Source organism: Paenibacillus sp. FSL H3-0469 (assembly GCF_038051945.1).
In the GTDB taxonomy this organism is placed as follows: Bacteria; Bacillota; Bacilli; order Paenibacillales; family Paenibacillaceae; genus Paenibacillus_AQ.
Window position 1 is genome coordinate 5,628,187 of sequence record NZ_CP150302.1, and the last position, 16,254, is coordinate 5,644,440.

The window sequence follows — 16,254 nt, forward strand, 5'->3', positions numbered from 1 at the left end:
ACTATAATAATGCCTGGGCTCAGGGACCTGGCCCTGGACCTGGCCCGGACCTGGACTCATCCCGAGCCTAACCATACAGGCTTCGTAGGACAATTCTCATTCATTCCACTGCCGGATGTGCAATAGAATGGAATGGGGAAGCGTGTGAAGATCAAGCTTTTCCCGGAAAGGATGAAATGCAATGCAGCGAAAAATCAATCTGCTCCTGCTGCTGTTCAGTCTGCTCGGCGCGGGTGTAGCGTTTGTGCTCGGTGAGCTGCTGCTGGACCGCAGGCCGTATGATTTACCTCAGATGGTGCTGGTCGGCATTTATTTTGCCATCGTGGCCTTATGTGTTGGAATAGGCGCTTTGGTCGCAGAGACCATCTCGCCGAGGCTGAACGGACAGTCCTGGAAGCTGCGTTACCTGGGCACCTCGTGGAAAATGTTCCCGCTCATGGTCGTGCTGCTGCTCGGCGTGGGTACGCTGACCGAGTTCGTGTACGAGCTGAACTTCGGCGGCAGCAAGCCGGTGAAGAATGTCGTCATGGTGATCGATGATTCCGGCAGCATGTCGCAGAGCGATCCGTCAGACAGGCGCTACGCGGCGGCCAAGAATCTGGTGCAGCAGCTCAAAAAAGACAACAAAGTCGCCGTAGTCACCTTCAGCAATGAAGCTTCCGTGGTCCAGCCGTTGCTCCCGCTCTCCAAAGAGGCGAACCGCGAGAAGGTGATGGAGGTCATCAGCAGCCTGAAGACCACCGAAGGCGGAACGAATATCAGCGGCGCACTGGCTGAAGCAATGAAGGTGATTCATGAAGACGGCGCAGACCGCGGGGCGATGGTTATTCTTTTATCCGACGGCGTCAGCCAGTTCAATACCTCTACGGAGCTGACAGACTATGTGGCGCGTGGGATAAAAGTGAATACAATCGGGCTGGCCCTGGATGATCCGTCCGGCGCAAATCTGCTTCAGAGTATCGCCAGCGGTACCGGCGGACAGTATTATGATGTGGCCGATGCGAACCGGCTTGGCGACGTATTCCAGCAGATTTATGACCGTCTGGGGGACCGGACACTGCTGACCGAACGCAGCGACCAGACCGCAGACAGCCCTTATTATGCTGTGGTGCGTGTGCTGGCCTTGATGCTGCTCGGCACGGCGCTGGGTCTGGGCCTTGGCATTGTGTTCGATAACCGCCATCTGGCCCGGAGCTTCAGTATCGGGGGCGCGGTATCGGGACTTGTGGCAGGGCTGATTCTGGAATCCGGCTTGAACGGCGACACGCTCTGGGACCCTATGACCCGGCTGCTGGCGCTGCTCGTTCTGGCGGCTATTCTCACCTTGTTCACATATATCGTGCCTGTAGGGGAAGGGCGCTTGTCGCGCCGGGGAAGAGCTGCAGGGGCTGCTAATGCGCCTGTGGATAGCATTCATTCACCCCGCCGTAACCGCGGCAGTAAAGGGTTCTAAAGCCAGATGCAGGGAAAGGGGCAGGTTGCCATGAAGTACGCCGAGGCAGACGCTGGAGCACCGGTGATTACCGAAGTTGTATCCAGAGTGGAGGACCGGTTCTGTACGCTGCGCTGGCGCTGGCCGGACGGTGTACAGGCGGTATATATTCATAAGGCCTCTGCGGAGGCGCCGGACGGTCATGAGCATCCGCCTCCGGGCATGAAGCTCTACACGCGTGAAGAATACAAAGCGAATAACGGATACCGGGACCGGCTGGACGAGATCGGGATGGTGGCTTACACCATTTACGTGCGGCTCAGTGAGAATGGGGAGACGTTACTGGTCCGCCAGCAGGATGGCGGTAACCGGGCGCTCGTCAGTGCGGGCAAAGCGAGGATCTACTACGCGGTCCAGCACAAAAAAGGGTTGTTCAGCAAGCTGAAAACCGTGCAGATGACGATTACTGCCGAGGTGCCGGTGCCGAAGGAAGTGCTCTGCTACGTCAAAAAGCGGGATGCGCATCCATCCTCCAAGGAGGACGGTGCAAGATTCCCGTTCGTCCAGGACTTCGCTCCCGGGCGCAACCAGCTCCCGCCGATTGAGGTCGGCAAGGACGACTTCATCCGTATTTTTTTCACCGATGGGCCGAAATACGGGACGTATTATGAGCTGGTTCCCGAGTGAGCGGGAGCAGCATACCGGGTGCTGACACAACCCTGAGGAGGATGAGAAATGTCTTTTTTTAGCCGTTTCATGAAGAAGAATCAGCCCGCAGCGAGGCCGCTGTATTACGATATTGTCTGCCCGTTCTGCTTCACGCGCTTTGAGCCGGAGGAAGTGGTGTTCCGGGCCATGCACAGCCGTGAGGATGATGAGAATTATGCGCTCGGTGAGGATGATCTGCTGAATAAATACCGGGAGCGCTTCGGCCTCGATACGGTGGATGATATGGAAGCAGTTCTGCAGCCGGCGGATATCCCGGAGGAGTATCATCATTATACAGACAACGTCCTGACCGGGCTCACCGACCGTTATGGAGTGATGACCCGCAGACGGCTCTGTCCGTCCTGCCATAACGAACTGCCTGTAACAGCAGGCAAGGTGCCTAGCAATATTATCTCGATTATCGGAGCTTCCCAGGTCGGGAAGTCTGTCTATATGACCTCGCTGATCCATACGCTACAGCATACAACGGCAGGGCATTTCGACGCAGCCTGTATGCCGCTGAATGCCGAGATCAGCCGCAAATTCCGTACCCTGTATGAGGAGCCGCTGTTCGAGCGCGGGGATCTGCTGGCGTCCACCCAGAAGGAGAAGATGCAGGAGCCGTTTATTTTCCAGTTTGTGTTCAAGGATGAGTCCAAGCCCCCGCTGACGCTGGTGTTCTTCGATGTCGCCGGTGAAGGAATGGTCGATCAGGATTACTTAGGCCTGCACGGCCAGCATATCAAGAACTCGGCAGGGATTCTGTTCATGGTCGATCCGCTGCAGATCCGTTCGGTCCGGGAGAAGATCCGCATTAACTTCGGCGACCGCCCGGGAGAGTGGGTATCGCAGTATGATGAGCCGCGTGATGTGGTGCTGACCATGTTCGGTGATTTCATCGCCTATCAGGAGAAGAGCAAGACCGAGATTCCGACCGCAGTCGTCCTGGCCAAAAGCGATATGCTCCACTCCCTCAAGGATGAGGATGGCGACTACATCAAGTCGAACAGCAATGTGTTCAACAACTACGTGCACCGCAAAACGCTGAATATGGACGAGTTCCACAACATCGACGGTGAGATCCGGCGCTTCATTGAGAAGGTGGACCGTCCGTTCAAGGATACGATGGATGTGTATTTTGCCAATACGGGGTATTTCGCCGTGTCTGCGCTGGGCAGCAATCCGGTCAATCAGAAGGTGGAGGGTGTGGTCAGTCCGATCCGGGTCGATGAGCCGTTCATCTGGCTGCTGCACAAGCTGAATTATATTGAGGGGAGCGACGGGCCGTGAACAGATTGTCAGGGTCCATGATCACCCAGCAGATGTATACCCGCGAGCGCCGCGGCGTGTACCGGTCTACAGAGGGCTTCGATACGGTAGCGAAATCGGAGAGTCTCGATAATAATTTTGTCAAAAAAATCCTGCACCCCTTCTGCCTATACGATGCCCCGGCTGAGCTTACGGCGCGCGGCGAGAAGGATGAGGAGCTATATCCGGCTGCGCTGCACCTGTTCCATACGGAGAGCAACGAGACTGTGATCGGAGAGAGCCGTTATCTGGCGGCGGATTTTACGGGGCAGCGGAGCGCTTTTTTTGCCCATAATTTCGTGGTGCCGCCTATCCGCTCCGAAGAGATTGTCGAGGGGTATGGAAGCTGGCTGCACGCGGGGTTTGCCCGGAGCTATGAGGGGGAGCCTGGCGGGACCCTGCCTGAGCTGGAGTCGATTCCCGTGGCAACCCGAGAGCTGGACGTGCCGTCAGATCCGCGCAGCGTGCTGTCCGGTCTAGGATTCACAGAAGAGCTGTTCAAAGCCCTGCTGCAGGCGGTAATGTTGTCCGTAGCCGGGAAGAAGAAAATCTATGTAACGCTGGATGTTCCCATCAGTGAGCTGTCGCAGCGTGCGGTCCGGCTGACCGAGGTACTCTTCGCTGCGCTGCCATATGACTTCCGCCGCAGGCTGGGAGTGATCACGTATGCCAAGGAACCGCAGAGCCGCAAATATATTCATCTGACCTTCGTGGAAAAGGGCTCTCTGCGTCCGGGCGACCGCAATATCGAGAAGGATTATATCTTCGATCTGGCAGGAGCAAGGTTCCTGAATACCGACTTCGGCGAGTCGCGGCAAATCTATGCCGATCTGGCCTGGAAGACGCTGGTGGAGAAGGGCGGAAGCCTCCGTGATTTCGCTAAGTTTTCCGACAGCCTGCTGCTCGGAGAGAGTACGGACCGTAAGCTGTCGCTGGCGCTCTACAATGAGCTGGCGGTTTTTTATGAAATCGAGCAAGGGAACGAAGCTTTATATACAGACAACAAGAACGCTATACTCGGCGGCCTGCTGTCCTATCTGAAGCCGGAGGGGAAGCTGGACTCGCGGGTGCGGCTGAATGATATGTTCCTGGAGCGGTTCGACCGCGAATATGATCTGATCCGCAAGAAGGGGATTCCGTCAGTGGAAATCCTGGAGCAGTTCAAGGCGTATTACGCGCTGCCGGGCCATAATTACCGGATGAAGATCGTCGATTACTTCATCAACGGGATGCTGAACTGCCAGTCCGGGGGCAGGGAGGATGTGCTGGCGGCGGCTTACGGAATTATTGAGAGCGATGCGGAGCTTAGTGAGGCGTTCTTCAAAAAAGTGCTGTCCCAATCTCTCTTCCGCAGAGCACTGTTCGAGCCGTATCTGGAATCCCGGCTGGCAGCTGCTGCCGGAACGGCGGATATCCTCCGCCTCGTGGGCCACTTCGGCCGGAGTCTTCCAGAGGTGCTTCAGCAGGCAGCGGTACGGGATACCTTCAAGGAATATCTGCTGGAGAAGCTGCAGCGGGAGCTTGAACCGGTAGCGGCGGTAACGGCTGTTCATGAAGCGGTCCAGCAGGCAGAGAAGCAGCGCCGCAGAGGCGGTGTATACCCGGAGGCCTTGTCCGTTATGGAGGAGCTGGGCACGGTTGCCGACCGCTTTTTGCTGAACCGGATCTCGCTGGACGAGCTGACAATGGAGCAGCTGCTGGAGATCTCGTTCCTGCGTTACCGGGATACGGCAGACTGGCAGCCGCCGCTCGATGCGATTGCGAAGCGCAAAGCGAATGCGCTGCGTGCAGCCTACCGCTGGTTCGGGGAGGAGTCGCCGGACGAGGAGATTTTTGCCGGACTGACGCCGCGTGAGCTGGACGATGTACAGCTGCTCGGCGCGCGGTGGCTGAAGGAAGCGCGGAGTCTTGAGCCATTCGACCGGCTGCCGCTGGCCTTCTATCACAGCAGTGAACGTGAAGGCGGACCGCTGGATTATGATGCGCTGCTGGATCTGGTAGTCCGCAAAGCGGGCAATGACAAGGAGACAGTGTACCGGTTCCTGGACTGGTCGCAGCATAGCTGGCTGTTCGCAAGCTCAGGCAAGAAGCTATGGCCGAATTACAAGCGGGCCGTGCTGAGGTATTTCCTGAAGAGCGACCGCGAGGCGTTCAAGAACCGGGAATTCCGCAAAACCCATCTCGACACAGCAACGCCTGCTATGCAGACTGTCTACAATGAAGCCCGCGCCCAGCTGGCTTCGCCGCTGGCGCGGTGGGTCAGCCGCAGCCGATTTCAAATCCTGATCTCAGGGAGCATCCTCGGGATCATTCTGATTGCGGCGGTTATCCTGCTGAGCCAGCTAGGGGGACGCGGCAAGGATACAGCTGCGCCGGTGGCCAGCCCCAGCCCGCTTCCGGCAGTGACCGGACAAGCCGCTGTAGCGGCTCCCGTCTCTGTCCGGCTTATCGGCGGCGGGAATAACGGCGGTGATACAGGGACTGGCGGAAACGCGGAGGGCGGAGCAGGAAGTGGAGAAGCGGGTAAGAAGAACGGCGTGAAGCTGTTGTTCAGCTTCACTGATGCTGCGGAATGCTCCGCCTTCAAGCCGGAGCGGATCGGTGTGGAGTCCGCCAGCGGCGTTACGGACTATGAGGTTAAGGCAACGGTTAGCAGTTGCCAGGTTGCAGCAGGAGCCGGAGCAGACGGCGGTGCTAAGGGTGAGGCAGGTGCCGGAGCGGACGGCGGTGCGAAGGGTGAGGCAGGAGCCGGAGCGGACGGCGGTGCCAAGGCTGAGGCAGGTGCCGGAGTGGACGGCGATGCGAAGGGTGAAGCAGGCGCCGGAGTGGACGGCGATGCGAAGGGTGAAGCAGGAGCCGGAGTGGACGGCGATGCGAGCGGTAAGGCAGGCGCCGGAGTAGACGGCGATGCGAAGGGTGAAGCAGGTGCCGGAGCGGACGGCGATGCGGACAGTGGAGCCGCCGCCTCTCCAGCGGCGGCGGGGAATCTTCCGTCACGCGTATACGAGGTGACGGTGGAGCTATCAGCAGGCGCGAAGCTGGCGGCGGGTGATATGATCACCGCCGGAAGATACTCGCTGAAGCTGGCGGCAGATCCGGGCAGCGCCCCGGAAGCTACAGCTACAGCCGCGCCTAGTGCGGAGCCATCCGCTTCCGCAAGCCCGGAAGCGGACACGGATGCGGAATAACACAGCGGCCATAAGCAGGCTGCGTAAGCTTTTAACTAACGCGATCGGGTAGTGCTCAGAGTAATTCAATCGACATATGTGAATTGTAGCCTATAAGTGCGCTGATGTCCGAAAGAAGCTTCTCAATTGCACTTCGTACACTAGAATCAGGCATAATGGAGTTAATATGGCGTTCTGTTGTATTTGGTGCAGTAGATTTTTGGGATTTGGCCCGGCTGAGGGGATTTGCCGGAATTGATGGTATGAAGTGCAACAGAATGCGTTATCAGCTGCTTTTATACTAATTCTGATGTACATAATACAATCGGCCTTCTGCCGGTGTCTCCATAGGTGCGCTAGTGTGTTGATTAGCAGTAGACCAACGTCTTGATTAGCAGCAGAAGAGTAACTTTTTATAGTCCTGAATAGTACGATGTGCCGGAGGAGCGGGCATGTGCTGTTCAGGATTTTTGTGCGGAATGGGCTGAGCTTTGGGGGAGCTGGAATAGATGTAGCTTGTCTATAGACATACAGGGGAATAGTCGATATGATGGTTTGAGAATATTAAAATTTAATAAGCTTGAGGAAAAGGTGCAGATTGCCTTAGAGACCGCGCGCTGTCGCTAGCAGATGCTGGCAGGGCTATGTCTAATAGAGGAATCTGCTTAAAAGGGAAGCCCGGTGCAAGTCCGGCGCGGTCCCGCCACTGTAAATACGGAGCAACTCCTGAAGAGCCACTGTCTGCTAAGCGGATGGGAAGGCGGGGGAAGCGGTGAAGTATGAGCCAGGAGACCTGCCTTTTTCGATGTTGTTTCTATTCTTCGGGGGTAAGAATGTGAAGCAGATGCTGATATTGGCGAGGGCTGTATGTGCTGTATAGTATGTAATGTGGGAGAGTAATCAACTCCCTCAGCCGCCCTGTGCGAAAGTTCTTCCCCGGCCGCCCTGCATAGGGCGGTCTTTAGGTTGCTGCTCTATCTGCGTAAGGAAGCAGGATTTATCCATTCTATTTCAGGAAAGAGGTTAGTTATGAAGAACCATTCTCTATCATTCAGGTTCACACGGTTGGGACTTGCTGTTATCATGCTGTTTGCACTGCTGGGAGCAGCCGTAGCCCCGGCAGGACAAGCTGCTGCTGCACAGGCAGGCGGAACTTCCGCACCGGCGGTATCCGCTCTGCCCGCAAGTGAGGCAGCCAGTGTGACCGCTGCGGTCTATGCTACTGCAGAATACATGCTGAAGAACGGAGTCCAGTCGGACTGGCAGGCGATTGGCCTTGCACAAGCAGGCTACAAGGTTCCAGCCAGCTATCTGAAGGCGCTTGAAGGTAAGCTGAGTGAGGCTAAGGGTGTTTTTGCCAGAGCTACGGACTATGCCCGCATCACACTTGCTGTTAAGGCACTGGGCGGCGACCCTGAGAAGGTGGCAGGCTATAACCTGATCGAGAAGCTCTACAATCACGAGGCAATTACCGGCCAGACGCTGAATAATCCGGTCTATGCACTGCTGGCTCTGGATTCCGGCAGTTATACAATCCCGGCAAATGCGAAATGGACACAGTCTAAGCTGCTGGCAGAGATTCTGGCGAAGCAAAACCCGGACGGCGGCTTCACCCTGACCACGGGTGCGAGTGATCCGGATATGACAGCGATGACGCTGAATGCACTGGCTGGACACAAGCAGGAAGCAGCCGTGAATACTGCTGGTCAGCGGGCGGCAGCCTGGCTGGCTAAGGCACAGGACAAGAACGGCGGATATGGCGACAGCAGCGAGAGTGTGGCTCAGGCCATTATCGGTCTGTCTGCCTTCGGCATTGATCCGGCGGGAGCAGAGTACACCAAAGGCCAGATCAATCTGGTCAGCAAGCTGCTGAGCTTCAGCGCAGAGGGTGGCGGATTCGTCCACACTGCGGGCGGCAGCTCCAATCCGCTCTCAACGGAGCAGGCTCTGGAGGCTTTGGTAGCGTACAAGCTGTTTGGTACAGGCGGCAAGCTCTTTGATTTTAGCGGCACACCAGTGAAGAATCCTCAGGTAAGTGTCTCGGTTACTGTGGAAGGTCCAAATGGAACCTTGGCTGAGGGCAGCGTGTACGCCGGAAATGTACTTAAGGCACTGGAAAAGACAGCCGCCGCTAAGCGCCTGGCCCTGGTCAATGAAGCAGGCAATTATGTGACGGGGATCGGCGGCGTGATTGCGGGTACTTTTGGCGGATATGATGGCTGGATGTATGTGGTTGCCCGCGGCGGAGCATGGATCTATCCAAGTGTAGGGATGGGCGATTTCGCGCTGGAGGAGAATGACCGCATAGTAGTCTATTATGGCGGGGACAACACGCAGGTGGTTGATGCCGTAACCGTGACTCCCGCACAGCCGCAGCCTGGACAAGAGCTGAAGGTGCAGGTAACCCAGAAGCAATGGGTATGGAATGAGGCGACCTTCACCTCTGATCCGGTAACTTCACCGGCAGCAGGCGTACAGGTAACCATCGGCGGTAAAACAGCAGTTACAGATGCTGCGGGCGTGGCTGTTGTGGTCGGAGGTCTGCCGGCGAATAAATATACCCTGACGGTTACGGGATATCTGAAGGATAAAACCCCAGCAGTTGTCCGTCATACGGTCCCGGTAACGGTGGCTTCTGCGGCGGCGGACCGTCCGGCTTTTGCCGATGTGAAGTCGATCTCGCCTTGGGCGCTGGAGTCGGTATACACGGCGTATGACCGCAAGCTGATGAATGGTGTGAGTGAGGGCAGTCTGCTGTTTGCACCGAAAAAGAATATTACTCGTGCTGAATTTGCAGCACTGCTGCTGCGCTTAACCGGGAACGAGCCGTCTGCGGCGTCTTCCGCTGGGGCCTTCAGTGATGTTAAGGCGGGTACATGGTATTATGGAACAGTGAACCGCGCGAAGGAGTTAGGTATTATCAGCGGCGTGAGCGCCACGACGTTCAAACCGGACGGGCTGGTTACACGCCAGGATATGGCTGTGATGATGGTTAGAGCTTTTAAGCTGGATGCAGCTGGAGCCGGAGCAGGCGCTGGTAAGTTCAGCGACGAAGATAAAATTAGTGACTATGCATTGTCCGCTGTCCGCACGGTAACGGGACTTGGATATATGAGCGGCACCGGCGGCGCATTTGAGCCTACTGCTGTGGTAACCCGTGAGATGGCTGCTGCTGTAGCGGTTAGATTGCCATAGTTGAGTAAGAGTAGGGGATGGTATAGTTTAGTTGAAAGTTCCATTCCGCTGCAGGATGGGTGCTGTACGCTGGGGCGGACAATAAGTGGATAAATGACATCTAATTTGGCAGGATTTGCTGCAAAGCGGGAGTTAGTTGGAAAAACAACACTTATTCACGCCCGAAGCTCCCGTATGATGGGTTGTGGGCAGAATTAGATGCCTGAAATCCAACTAATTTCTATACAGGTGCGTAACAAGAATAATTAAGTGTAGAAAATCTAACTAACGCCCCCGTGCCGATGAGTAGTTGAGGCGTATAGGGTTGTTGAAGCGTTGCAGGCCCATTAGACAGGCGATTTTGCTTGGAATTAGTTCGGATATGTCTTGAAAAGTAAGCATAAGGTGTATGAAGGAACGGGGAACAGGCTGACTGGCCCCCGTTCTTTTCCCTTTTTGTGGAGGTGTGCAGGTAATGTTCTATCTAGTCAAAAGAGGCCGGGGAAGGCTGGCTCCGCTGCTTCTCCTGCTGATGGTATTGCTGCTCTCCGGCTGCTCCTCTGCGCAGCCGGATCAGGCAGGCGGCGGCACGCAGCCGCCCGCCGGGACCCCGGCCGCGCAGACGCCGCGGCCTGGAGACGAAGCGGCTCCGCTGCCGGGAGCCGCTGAGGGCACTGCCGTACCATCCGCCCCTGCGGATGGTACGGCAGCTCCAGCGCAGGCGGGCAGGGGCGAGCCCGCCAAGACCCAGGCGCCGCCAAGCGCAGCGGCGGCGCAGCCCCCGGCGGGCAGGAGCGAGCCCGCCAAGACCCAGGCGCCGCCAAGCGCAGCGGCGGCGCAGCCACCGGCGGGCGCGAGCGAGCCCGCCAAGACCCAGGCGCCGCCAAACGCAGCGGCGGCGCAGCCCCCGGCGGCCACAATCAAGCCGCCGACCCCCAAGCCCGCTCCGGCGGCCACGCCCAAGCCGCCAGCCGCCACGCATTCTCCGGCAGTTACACCCAAGCCGGACAACGTGGTCACCCTCTCCATCACCGGAGATGAGGAGCATGGTGTGATTCTGGCCGCCGCCCAGTATGAGATCAAGCAGGGAGAGAGTGTGCTGGACCTGCTGAAGCGGATTACACGGGGGCAGAAGATCCAGATGGAATATCAGGGCAGCAAGGCATTTGCTTACGTGGAAGGTATAGATAATTTGTATGAGAGTGATCACGGGGCAGAGAGCGGCTGGATGTACAAGGTGAATGGAGAATTTCCGTCCAAGGCTGCAGGCAGCTGGATCGTGGAGCCCGGAGATACCATCGAGTGGCTGTATACGCTTGATCTAGGCAAAGACCTGGGGGCCAAGGCGCCATGAGCAGCGGCTTCCGTTCCATGCATCCGGTAGTAGCCCTGCTGTATTATACAGGGCTGCTGCTATTCGCCCTGCTGATCTTCCATCCGTTATTTCTGGCTACAGAGATAGCCGGACTGCTGGCGTTGCTGCTGTTGCAGGGACAAGGGCGGCTGCTTGTGCGCGGCTTGCCTTTTATGCTGCTGATGGCAGCTTCCGTGGCTTTGCTGAACCCGCTATTCTCGCATAGAGGAGCGCATATTCTGTTCTACTGGCTGGATCAGCCTATTACACTGGAAGCTGTGCTGTATGGACTGATGATGATGACAATGCTGCTTACTATTTTTATCTGGTTTATATCCTACAATTACACGGTAACCACTGATAAATTCATGTACCTGTTCGCGGCGGCTGCGCCGAGAATGGCGTTGCTGACGCTGATGGCCATCCGGTTCGTGCCGCTGTTCCAGCGGCGGCTGCGCCAGATTACGCTGATCCAGCGTCTGCGCGGGGTAGATACCGGTACGGGAAGCCTTAAGAAAAGAATGACAGACGGAATGACGCTGCTCAAAGTGCTGCTGACCTGGTCGCTGGAGGAAGCCCTACAGACTGGAGACTCCATGACAGCCCGCGGATACGGCAGCACTAAACGCAGCACTTACACGATATACAAGGCCGATTTGCAGGATAAGCTGGTGATGCTGCTGTTAACCGTTAGCAGTGTGGTTACGCTGCTGTTCTGGGTGCAGGGCTACGGCAAGCTGGAGATTTATCCGCGGATGAGACCGGCGGAATTCGGCTGGCAGGAGGCCGTCATGTACGGCAGCTTCTGCCTGTTCGTGCTCATTCCTGCGGGGCTGGAAGGAAAGGAGAAATGGTTATGGAGATCCTCAAAGCACAGCAATTATCCTTCCGATACCCTGAAGAAGACAAAGACACACTCCATGAGCTATCGTTCGTCATAGAAGAGGGTGAATTTGTCGTGCTCTGCGGCCCGTCCGGCAGCGGCAAAACCACCCTGCTGCGCCATCTGAAGCGGGAGCTCGCCCCGGTAGGTTCAACCAGCGGAACCTTGACCTACAAAGGGCAGCCTCTGTCCGGGCTTCCGGCAGCGGTGGCTGCCGGGGAGATCGGGATGGTCTTCCAGAACCCGGATGCACAGATCGTGATGGATACAGTCTGGCATGAGCTGGCCTTCTCCATGGAGAATCTGGGGCTGCCGCCTGCTGTCATGCGGACCCGGCTGGCAGAGATCTGCGGTTTGTTCGGGCTGGAGCCGCTGCTCTACCGTCCGGTACATGAGCTGTCAGGCGGACAAAAGCAGCTCATGAACCTGGCCTCAGTACTGCTGCTTCAGCCCAAGGTGCTCCTGCTGGATGAGCCTACCTCTCAGCTTGATCCTGTTGCTGCGCGGGAATTCATTATGGCGCTGCAGCGGCTGAACGAGGAAATGGCGGTCACGGTGATCATCAGCGAGCACAGGCTGGAGGAGGTGCTGCCGCTGGCGGATCGTGTGCTGATGCTGGAAGACGGTAAGCTGCTGGCTGATGCCGCTCCCCGCCTGTTCGCTTGTCAGACCGGCAGCGGGGCCTTGACTTCGGCTGAGCGTTACCTGCCAGCCGCCTCACGCCTGTACTTGTCACTCGCTCCGGAAGCGGATTCGGCTGCGCCGGAGAATATTCCGCTGACCGTGCGCGAGGGCAGACGCTGGCTGCATACCTTGAAGGCTGGAACGGATGCTGGTACAGGCGCTGAGCTGGTTAATAACTTGAATGGGCCTTCAGCATCCATGAAGTCCTCCTCCGAGGGGTTCCAGGCTGCCGGGGCGGAGTCTCTGCTCACCTGCCGCGAAGTAACCTTCCGGTATGAGAAGGAGGGCCGGGAGGTCCTGAGGAAGCTCTCGCTGACACTTAAGCAGGGGGAGCTCCTGGCAGTCATGGGCGGGAACGGCGCAGGCAAGTCCACCCTGCTGCATGTGCTGAACGGGCTGATGAAGCCGCAGCGCGGCAAGATAGAGCTGGCCAAGGGCAAGACTACCGGCCTGCTGGCGCAGAATCCCCTGCTCTATTTCAGTTATGATACAGTGGCTGAGGAGCTGCAGCATATGGGCAGCTACGCCGGGTTATCCCCCGAGGCAGCAGCAAGCCGGATTGAGGCTTTGCTCGAAGTGTTTCAGCTCCGGGAGGTGCTGCAGAGCCATCCGCATGATCTCAGCGGCGGGCAGCAGCAGCAGACCGCGCTTGCCATGATGCTGCTCATGAAACCGGATATTCTGCTGCTGGATGAGCCGACCAAGGGGCTTGATCCGGCCGCTAAAGACAGGCTGGCCGCCCTGCTTCAGCAATTGCGCGGGCAGGGGATCAGTATTCTTATCGTAACGCATGATGTAGAGTTCGCGGCTAAGCATGCTACGCGCTGCGCGCTCCTGTTCGATGGGGGAATTACGGCGGAGGGCACACCGGCTGAGTTCTTCAGCAGTAATTACTTCTATACCACGGCAGTCAACCGGATGGTGCGGGACTGGCTGCCACAGGCATTGACAATAGAGGATGTGATTCACACATGGCCCGCTTCCGCATACCGCTGCTAATCGCCCTGGGACTCTTCATCTCGGGTCTTGCGCTTACCGCAGCATTCACTGACCGGCATTATGTGCTGCTTAGCGTGGTGCTGCTGCTGGCCGCTCTCCTGCCGCTGTTCATCCGGCTGGAGCGCCGCCCGCTCCAGTCCCGTGAACTTGTGCTGCTGGCGGTGTTGTCCGCTATTGCTGCGGTCAGCCGGATTCCTTTTGCCGCATTGCCGGGGGTAAAGCCTGTGTCGGCCGTTGTCATCCTCTCCGCTTATGTCTTCGGGGCAGAGGCGGGATTCGTCATCGGTGCAGTCGCCGCGCTGGTCTCGAATATTTACTTCGGGCAGGGTCCCTGGACACCATGGCAGATGTTTGCCTGGGGCATGACCGGACTTACAGCCGGGTGGCTGCGGAGGAGCTGGCTATTGCGCAAGCGGGCCGGGCTGCTGGTGTTTGGCTTCATCTGGGGGTTCCTGTTCGGCTGGATTATGAATATCTGGGTCCTGCTCAGTCTGCCTGATGCCTTTAGCTGGCGGCTGGTTGCCGTTACGTTTGCCGCGAGCTTTTATTTCGATCTGGCCCATGCCTTGTCGAATGTATTCTTCTTAGCGGTGCTGGCCGGAGTCTGGACCAAGGTGCTGCAGAGATTCCGCAAGAAATATGGCTTGCTTCAAGAGCGAATGGAATTATAATTAATAGATAGCGCTTTACTAAAACGATATTTTTCTTCTTTTTTCGACATTTTTTTTAGCAGGGCCATCAACAATTCGATGTTATTCTCCGATAAATAAGGTTACAGCTAGATTCGAGAAGGCGGGATAACGGGAAATGAGACATCTGAAGATTAAGCATAAAATGATTGTACTGATAGCGGTGGTTATCCTACTGCTGATCGGGATCGGAACCACAGGTATTCTGACGACAACCAGAATGGCGGACAGGTCTGAAGAGACGTACAGGCAGAACCTGCAGCCGATTTATTTCGTAACGGAGATCCGCGGGAACAACCGGGCCATTGAGTCTTTTCTGCTGGAGGATCTGATTACCACGGATGACGCCAAGAAGCAGGAGCTGAAGGCGAGAATTCAGGAGAACATCCAGACGAACAATGAGCTGATGGCCGAACTGAGGAAGATTGAATTTAACAATGAGAAGATTGCTGCTTATGTGAACGAATATACCCTGCTGCTGCCGGACTACCGCTCACAGCGTGATAATATTATCCACCTGGCCGAAAACGATCTTAACGACGAAGGATATCAGGTGTTCACGGGCCAGACCTTTAATGAGCTGCGTGACAAAATGGTCCGGCTGCTTGAAGAGACAGCGACGTTATTCATTCAGGATGCGTCTGCCCATAATACGCGTACGGCTGACAGTGCCAAGAGCTCTGTTACGCTAAGCAGCGTTCTGATTGCACTGGCCTTGCTGCTCAGTATTGTCCTAAGTGTGATCATCACCAGATTGATTACAGGGCCGCTGAAGGAATTGCAGGGGCTGATGAAGCGGGCGGAAGAAGGAGATCTGACGGCCTCTGCCGCTTACCGGTCCAGGGATGAGATCGGCCAGATTAATACCTCGTTCAATACCATGCTGGACGGGTTGAAAAATATGATGCGCGGCGTCTCGGAGAGCGCCGAGATTCTCTCGGCCTCCTCCCAGCAGATGAGTGCCAGTGCCGACCAGACCGCACACGCCTCACAGGTTATCGCTGAGACGTCAGGCGAGATCGCAACCGGATTCGATGTGCAGGCGGAGAGCATTACCCGTACTACGCAGTCTGTGCGGACGATGTCCTATGAGATTGCCGAAGCCCGGCATAGCGGTAACGAAATGACCCGCCTGATGGAGCAGGCTGCCTCCTCCACGGAACGCGGTGTGTACGCAGTAGAACAGATTCTGGCCCAGATGCGGGAGATTGACTCCAGTGTCTCGGAGAGCCGGCAGATTGTCGGCAACCTTGGCAGCCTGTCTGAAGAGATTAACACCATTATTACAACCATTAATGAGATTGCGACCCAGACCAATCTGTTGTCCCTGAATGCTTCCATTGAAGCCGCCCGGGCGGGAGAGCATGGCCGTGGCTTCGCTGTAGTAGCCGGTGAGATCCGCAAGCTGGCGGAGGCTACCGGAACCAGCTCGCTGCAGATTACGGAGATTATTAATCACATCCGTCAGCAGACCGCCAGTGCCGTAGAATCGATGGAGCAAGGCTCCGGTATTGTCTCTCATGGTGTAGCGCAGAGCGAAGTGGTATCGGAAGCCTTTACAGCGATCCAGACCTCCATTCAGGCCGCCAGTGAGCAGACTGAACAGATTACAGAGGTTATCGGTCATGTCGCACAGGAATCGGAGGAAGCAGCCAAGTCCATGTCGACGGTGAACGAAATCTCGCGCAAAGGCGCCGCAGACCTTCAGAGCACCAGCGAAGCAAGCCTGGAGCAACTGACCGCGATGGGAGAGATGTCCTCCTCGGCACAGTTCCTGGCTACCTTGGCCGAGGACCTGCAGAAGCATCTGGCAAGGTTCCGGCTGTAACTGCTATAATAGATATTAACCTGGCCCG

General features: G+C 56.9%; 10 protein-coding genes and 1 riboswitch. All 10 genes read left to right on the forward strand.

What is annotated here, in order from left to right; genetic code table 11:
* The first annotated feature begins 181 nt into the window (after positions 1-181).
* The 10 genes from NSS83_RS24695 (at position 182) to NSS83_RS24740 (ending at position 16,226) form a co-directional block, all read left to right on the forward strand.
* The gene (locus tag NSS83_RS24695) at positions 182-1,453 is read left to right on the forward strand and encodes a VWA domain-containing protein (protein ID WP_341187054.1); all 1,272 of its coding nucleotides are present in this window, start codon (positions 182-184) and stop codon (positions 1,451-1,453) included.
* A gap of 30 nt (positions 1,454-1,483) precedes the next feature.
* The gene (locus NSS83_RS24700; RefSeq protein ID WP_341187055.1) at positions 1,484-2,119 is read left to right on the forward strand and encodes a beta-mannanase; all 636 of its coding nucleotides are present in this window, start codon (positions 1,484-1,486) and stop codon (positions 2,117-2,119) included.
* 48 nt (positions 2,120-2,167) lie between these two features.
* Positions 2,168-3,430: a hypothetical protein gene (locus tag NSS83_RS24705; protein WP_341187056.1), complete on the forward strand. Its 1,263-nt coding sequence runs from the start codon at positions 2,168-2,170 to the stop codon at positions 3,428-3,430.
* Positions 3,427-6,636: a hypothetical protein gene (locus NSS83_RS24710; RefSeq protein ID WP_341346727.1), complete on the forward strand. Its 3,210-nt coding sequence runs from the start codon at positions 3,427-3,429 to the stop codon at positions 6,634-6,636. Before NSS83_RS24705 ends, NSS83_RS24710 begins: the two co-directional genes overlap by 4 nt.
* A gap of 601 nt (positions 6,637-7,237) precedes the next feature.
* Positions 7,238-7,431: riboswitch (cobalamin riboswitch) on the forward strand.
* Positions 7,432-7,644: 213 nt separating this feature from the next.
* Positions 7,645-9,810: an S-layer homology domain-containing protein gene (locus NSS83_RS24715; protein WP_341187058.1), complete on the forward strand. Its 2,166-nt coding sequence runs from the start codon at positions 7,645-7,647 to the stop codon at positions 9,808-9,810.
* Positions 9,811-10,264: 454 nt separating this feature from the next.
* Positions 10,265-11,143: a DUF4430 domain-containing protein gene (locus NSS83_RS24720; RefSeq protein ID WP_341346728.1), complete on the forward strand. Its 879-nt coding sequence runs from the start codon at positions 10,265-10,267 to the stop codon at positions 11,141-11,143.
* On the forward strand, positions 11,140-12,084 hold the full coding sequence (locus tag NSS83_RS24725; protein ID WP_341187060.1) for an energy-coupling factor transporter transmembrane component T: 945 nt from the start codon (positions 11,140-11,142) through the stop codon (positions 12,082-12,084). Before NSS83_RS24720 ends, NSS83_RS24725 begins: the two co-directional genes overlap by 4 nt.
* On the forward strand, positions 12,000-13,709 hold the full coding sequence (locus NSS83_RS24730) for an ABC transporter ATP-binding protein (protein WP_341346729.1): 1,710 nt from the start codon (positions 12,000-12,002) through the stop codon (positions 13,707-13,709). The genes NSS83_RS24725 and NSS83_RS24730 overlap by 85 nt, the downstream gene beginning before the upstream one ends.
* Positions 13,682-14,380 (forward strand): ECF transporter S component, encoded by a 699-nt coding sequence (locus NSS83_RS24735; RefSeq protein ID WP_341346730.1) that lies wholly within the window; start codon positions 13,682-13,684, stop codon positions 14,378-14,380. The genes NSS83_RS24730 and NSS83_RS24735 overlap by 28 nt, the downstream gene beginning before the upstream one ends.
* A 136-nt stretch (positions 14,381-14,516) precedes the next feature.
* Complete coding sequence (locus NSS83_RS24740) at positions 14,517-16,226, forward strand: methyl-accepting chemotaxis protein (RefSeq protein ID WP_341346731.1); 1,710 nt, start codon at positions 14,517-14,519, stop codon at positions 16,224-16,226.
* Positions 16,227-16,254 lie beyond the last annotated feature (28 nt).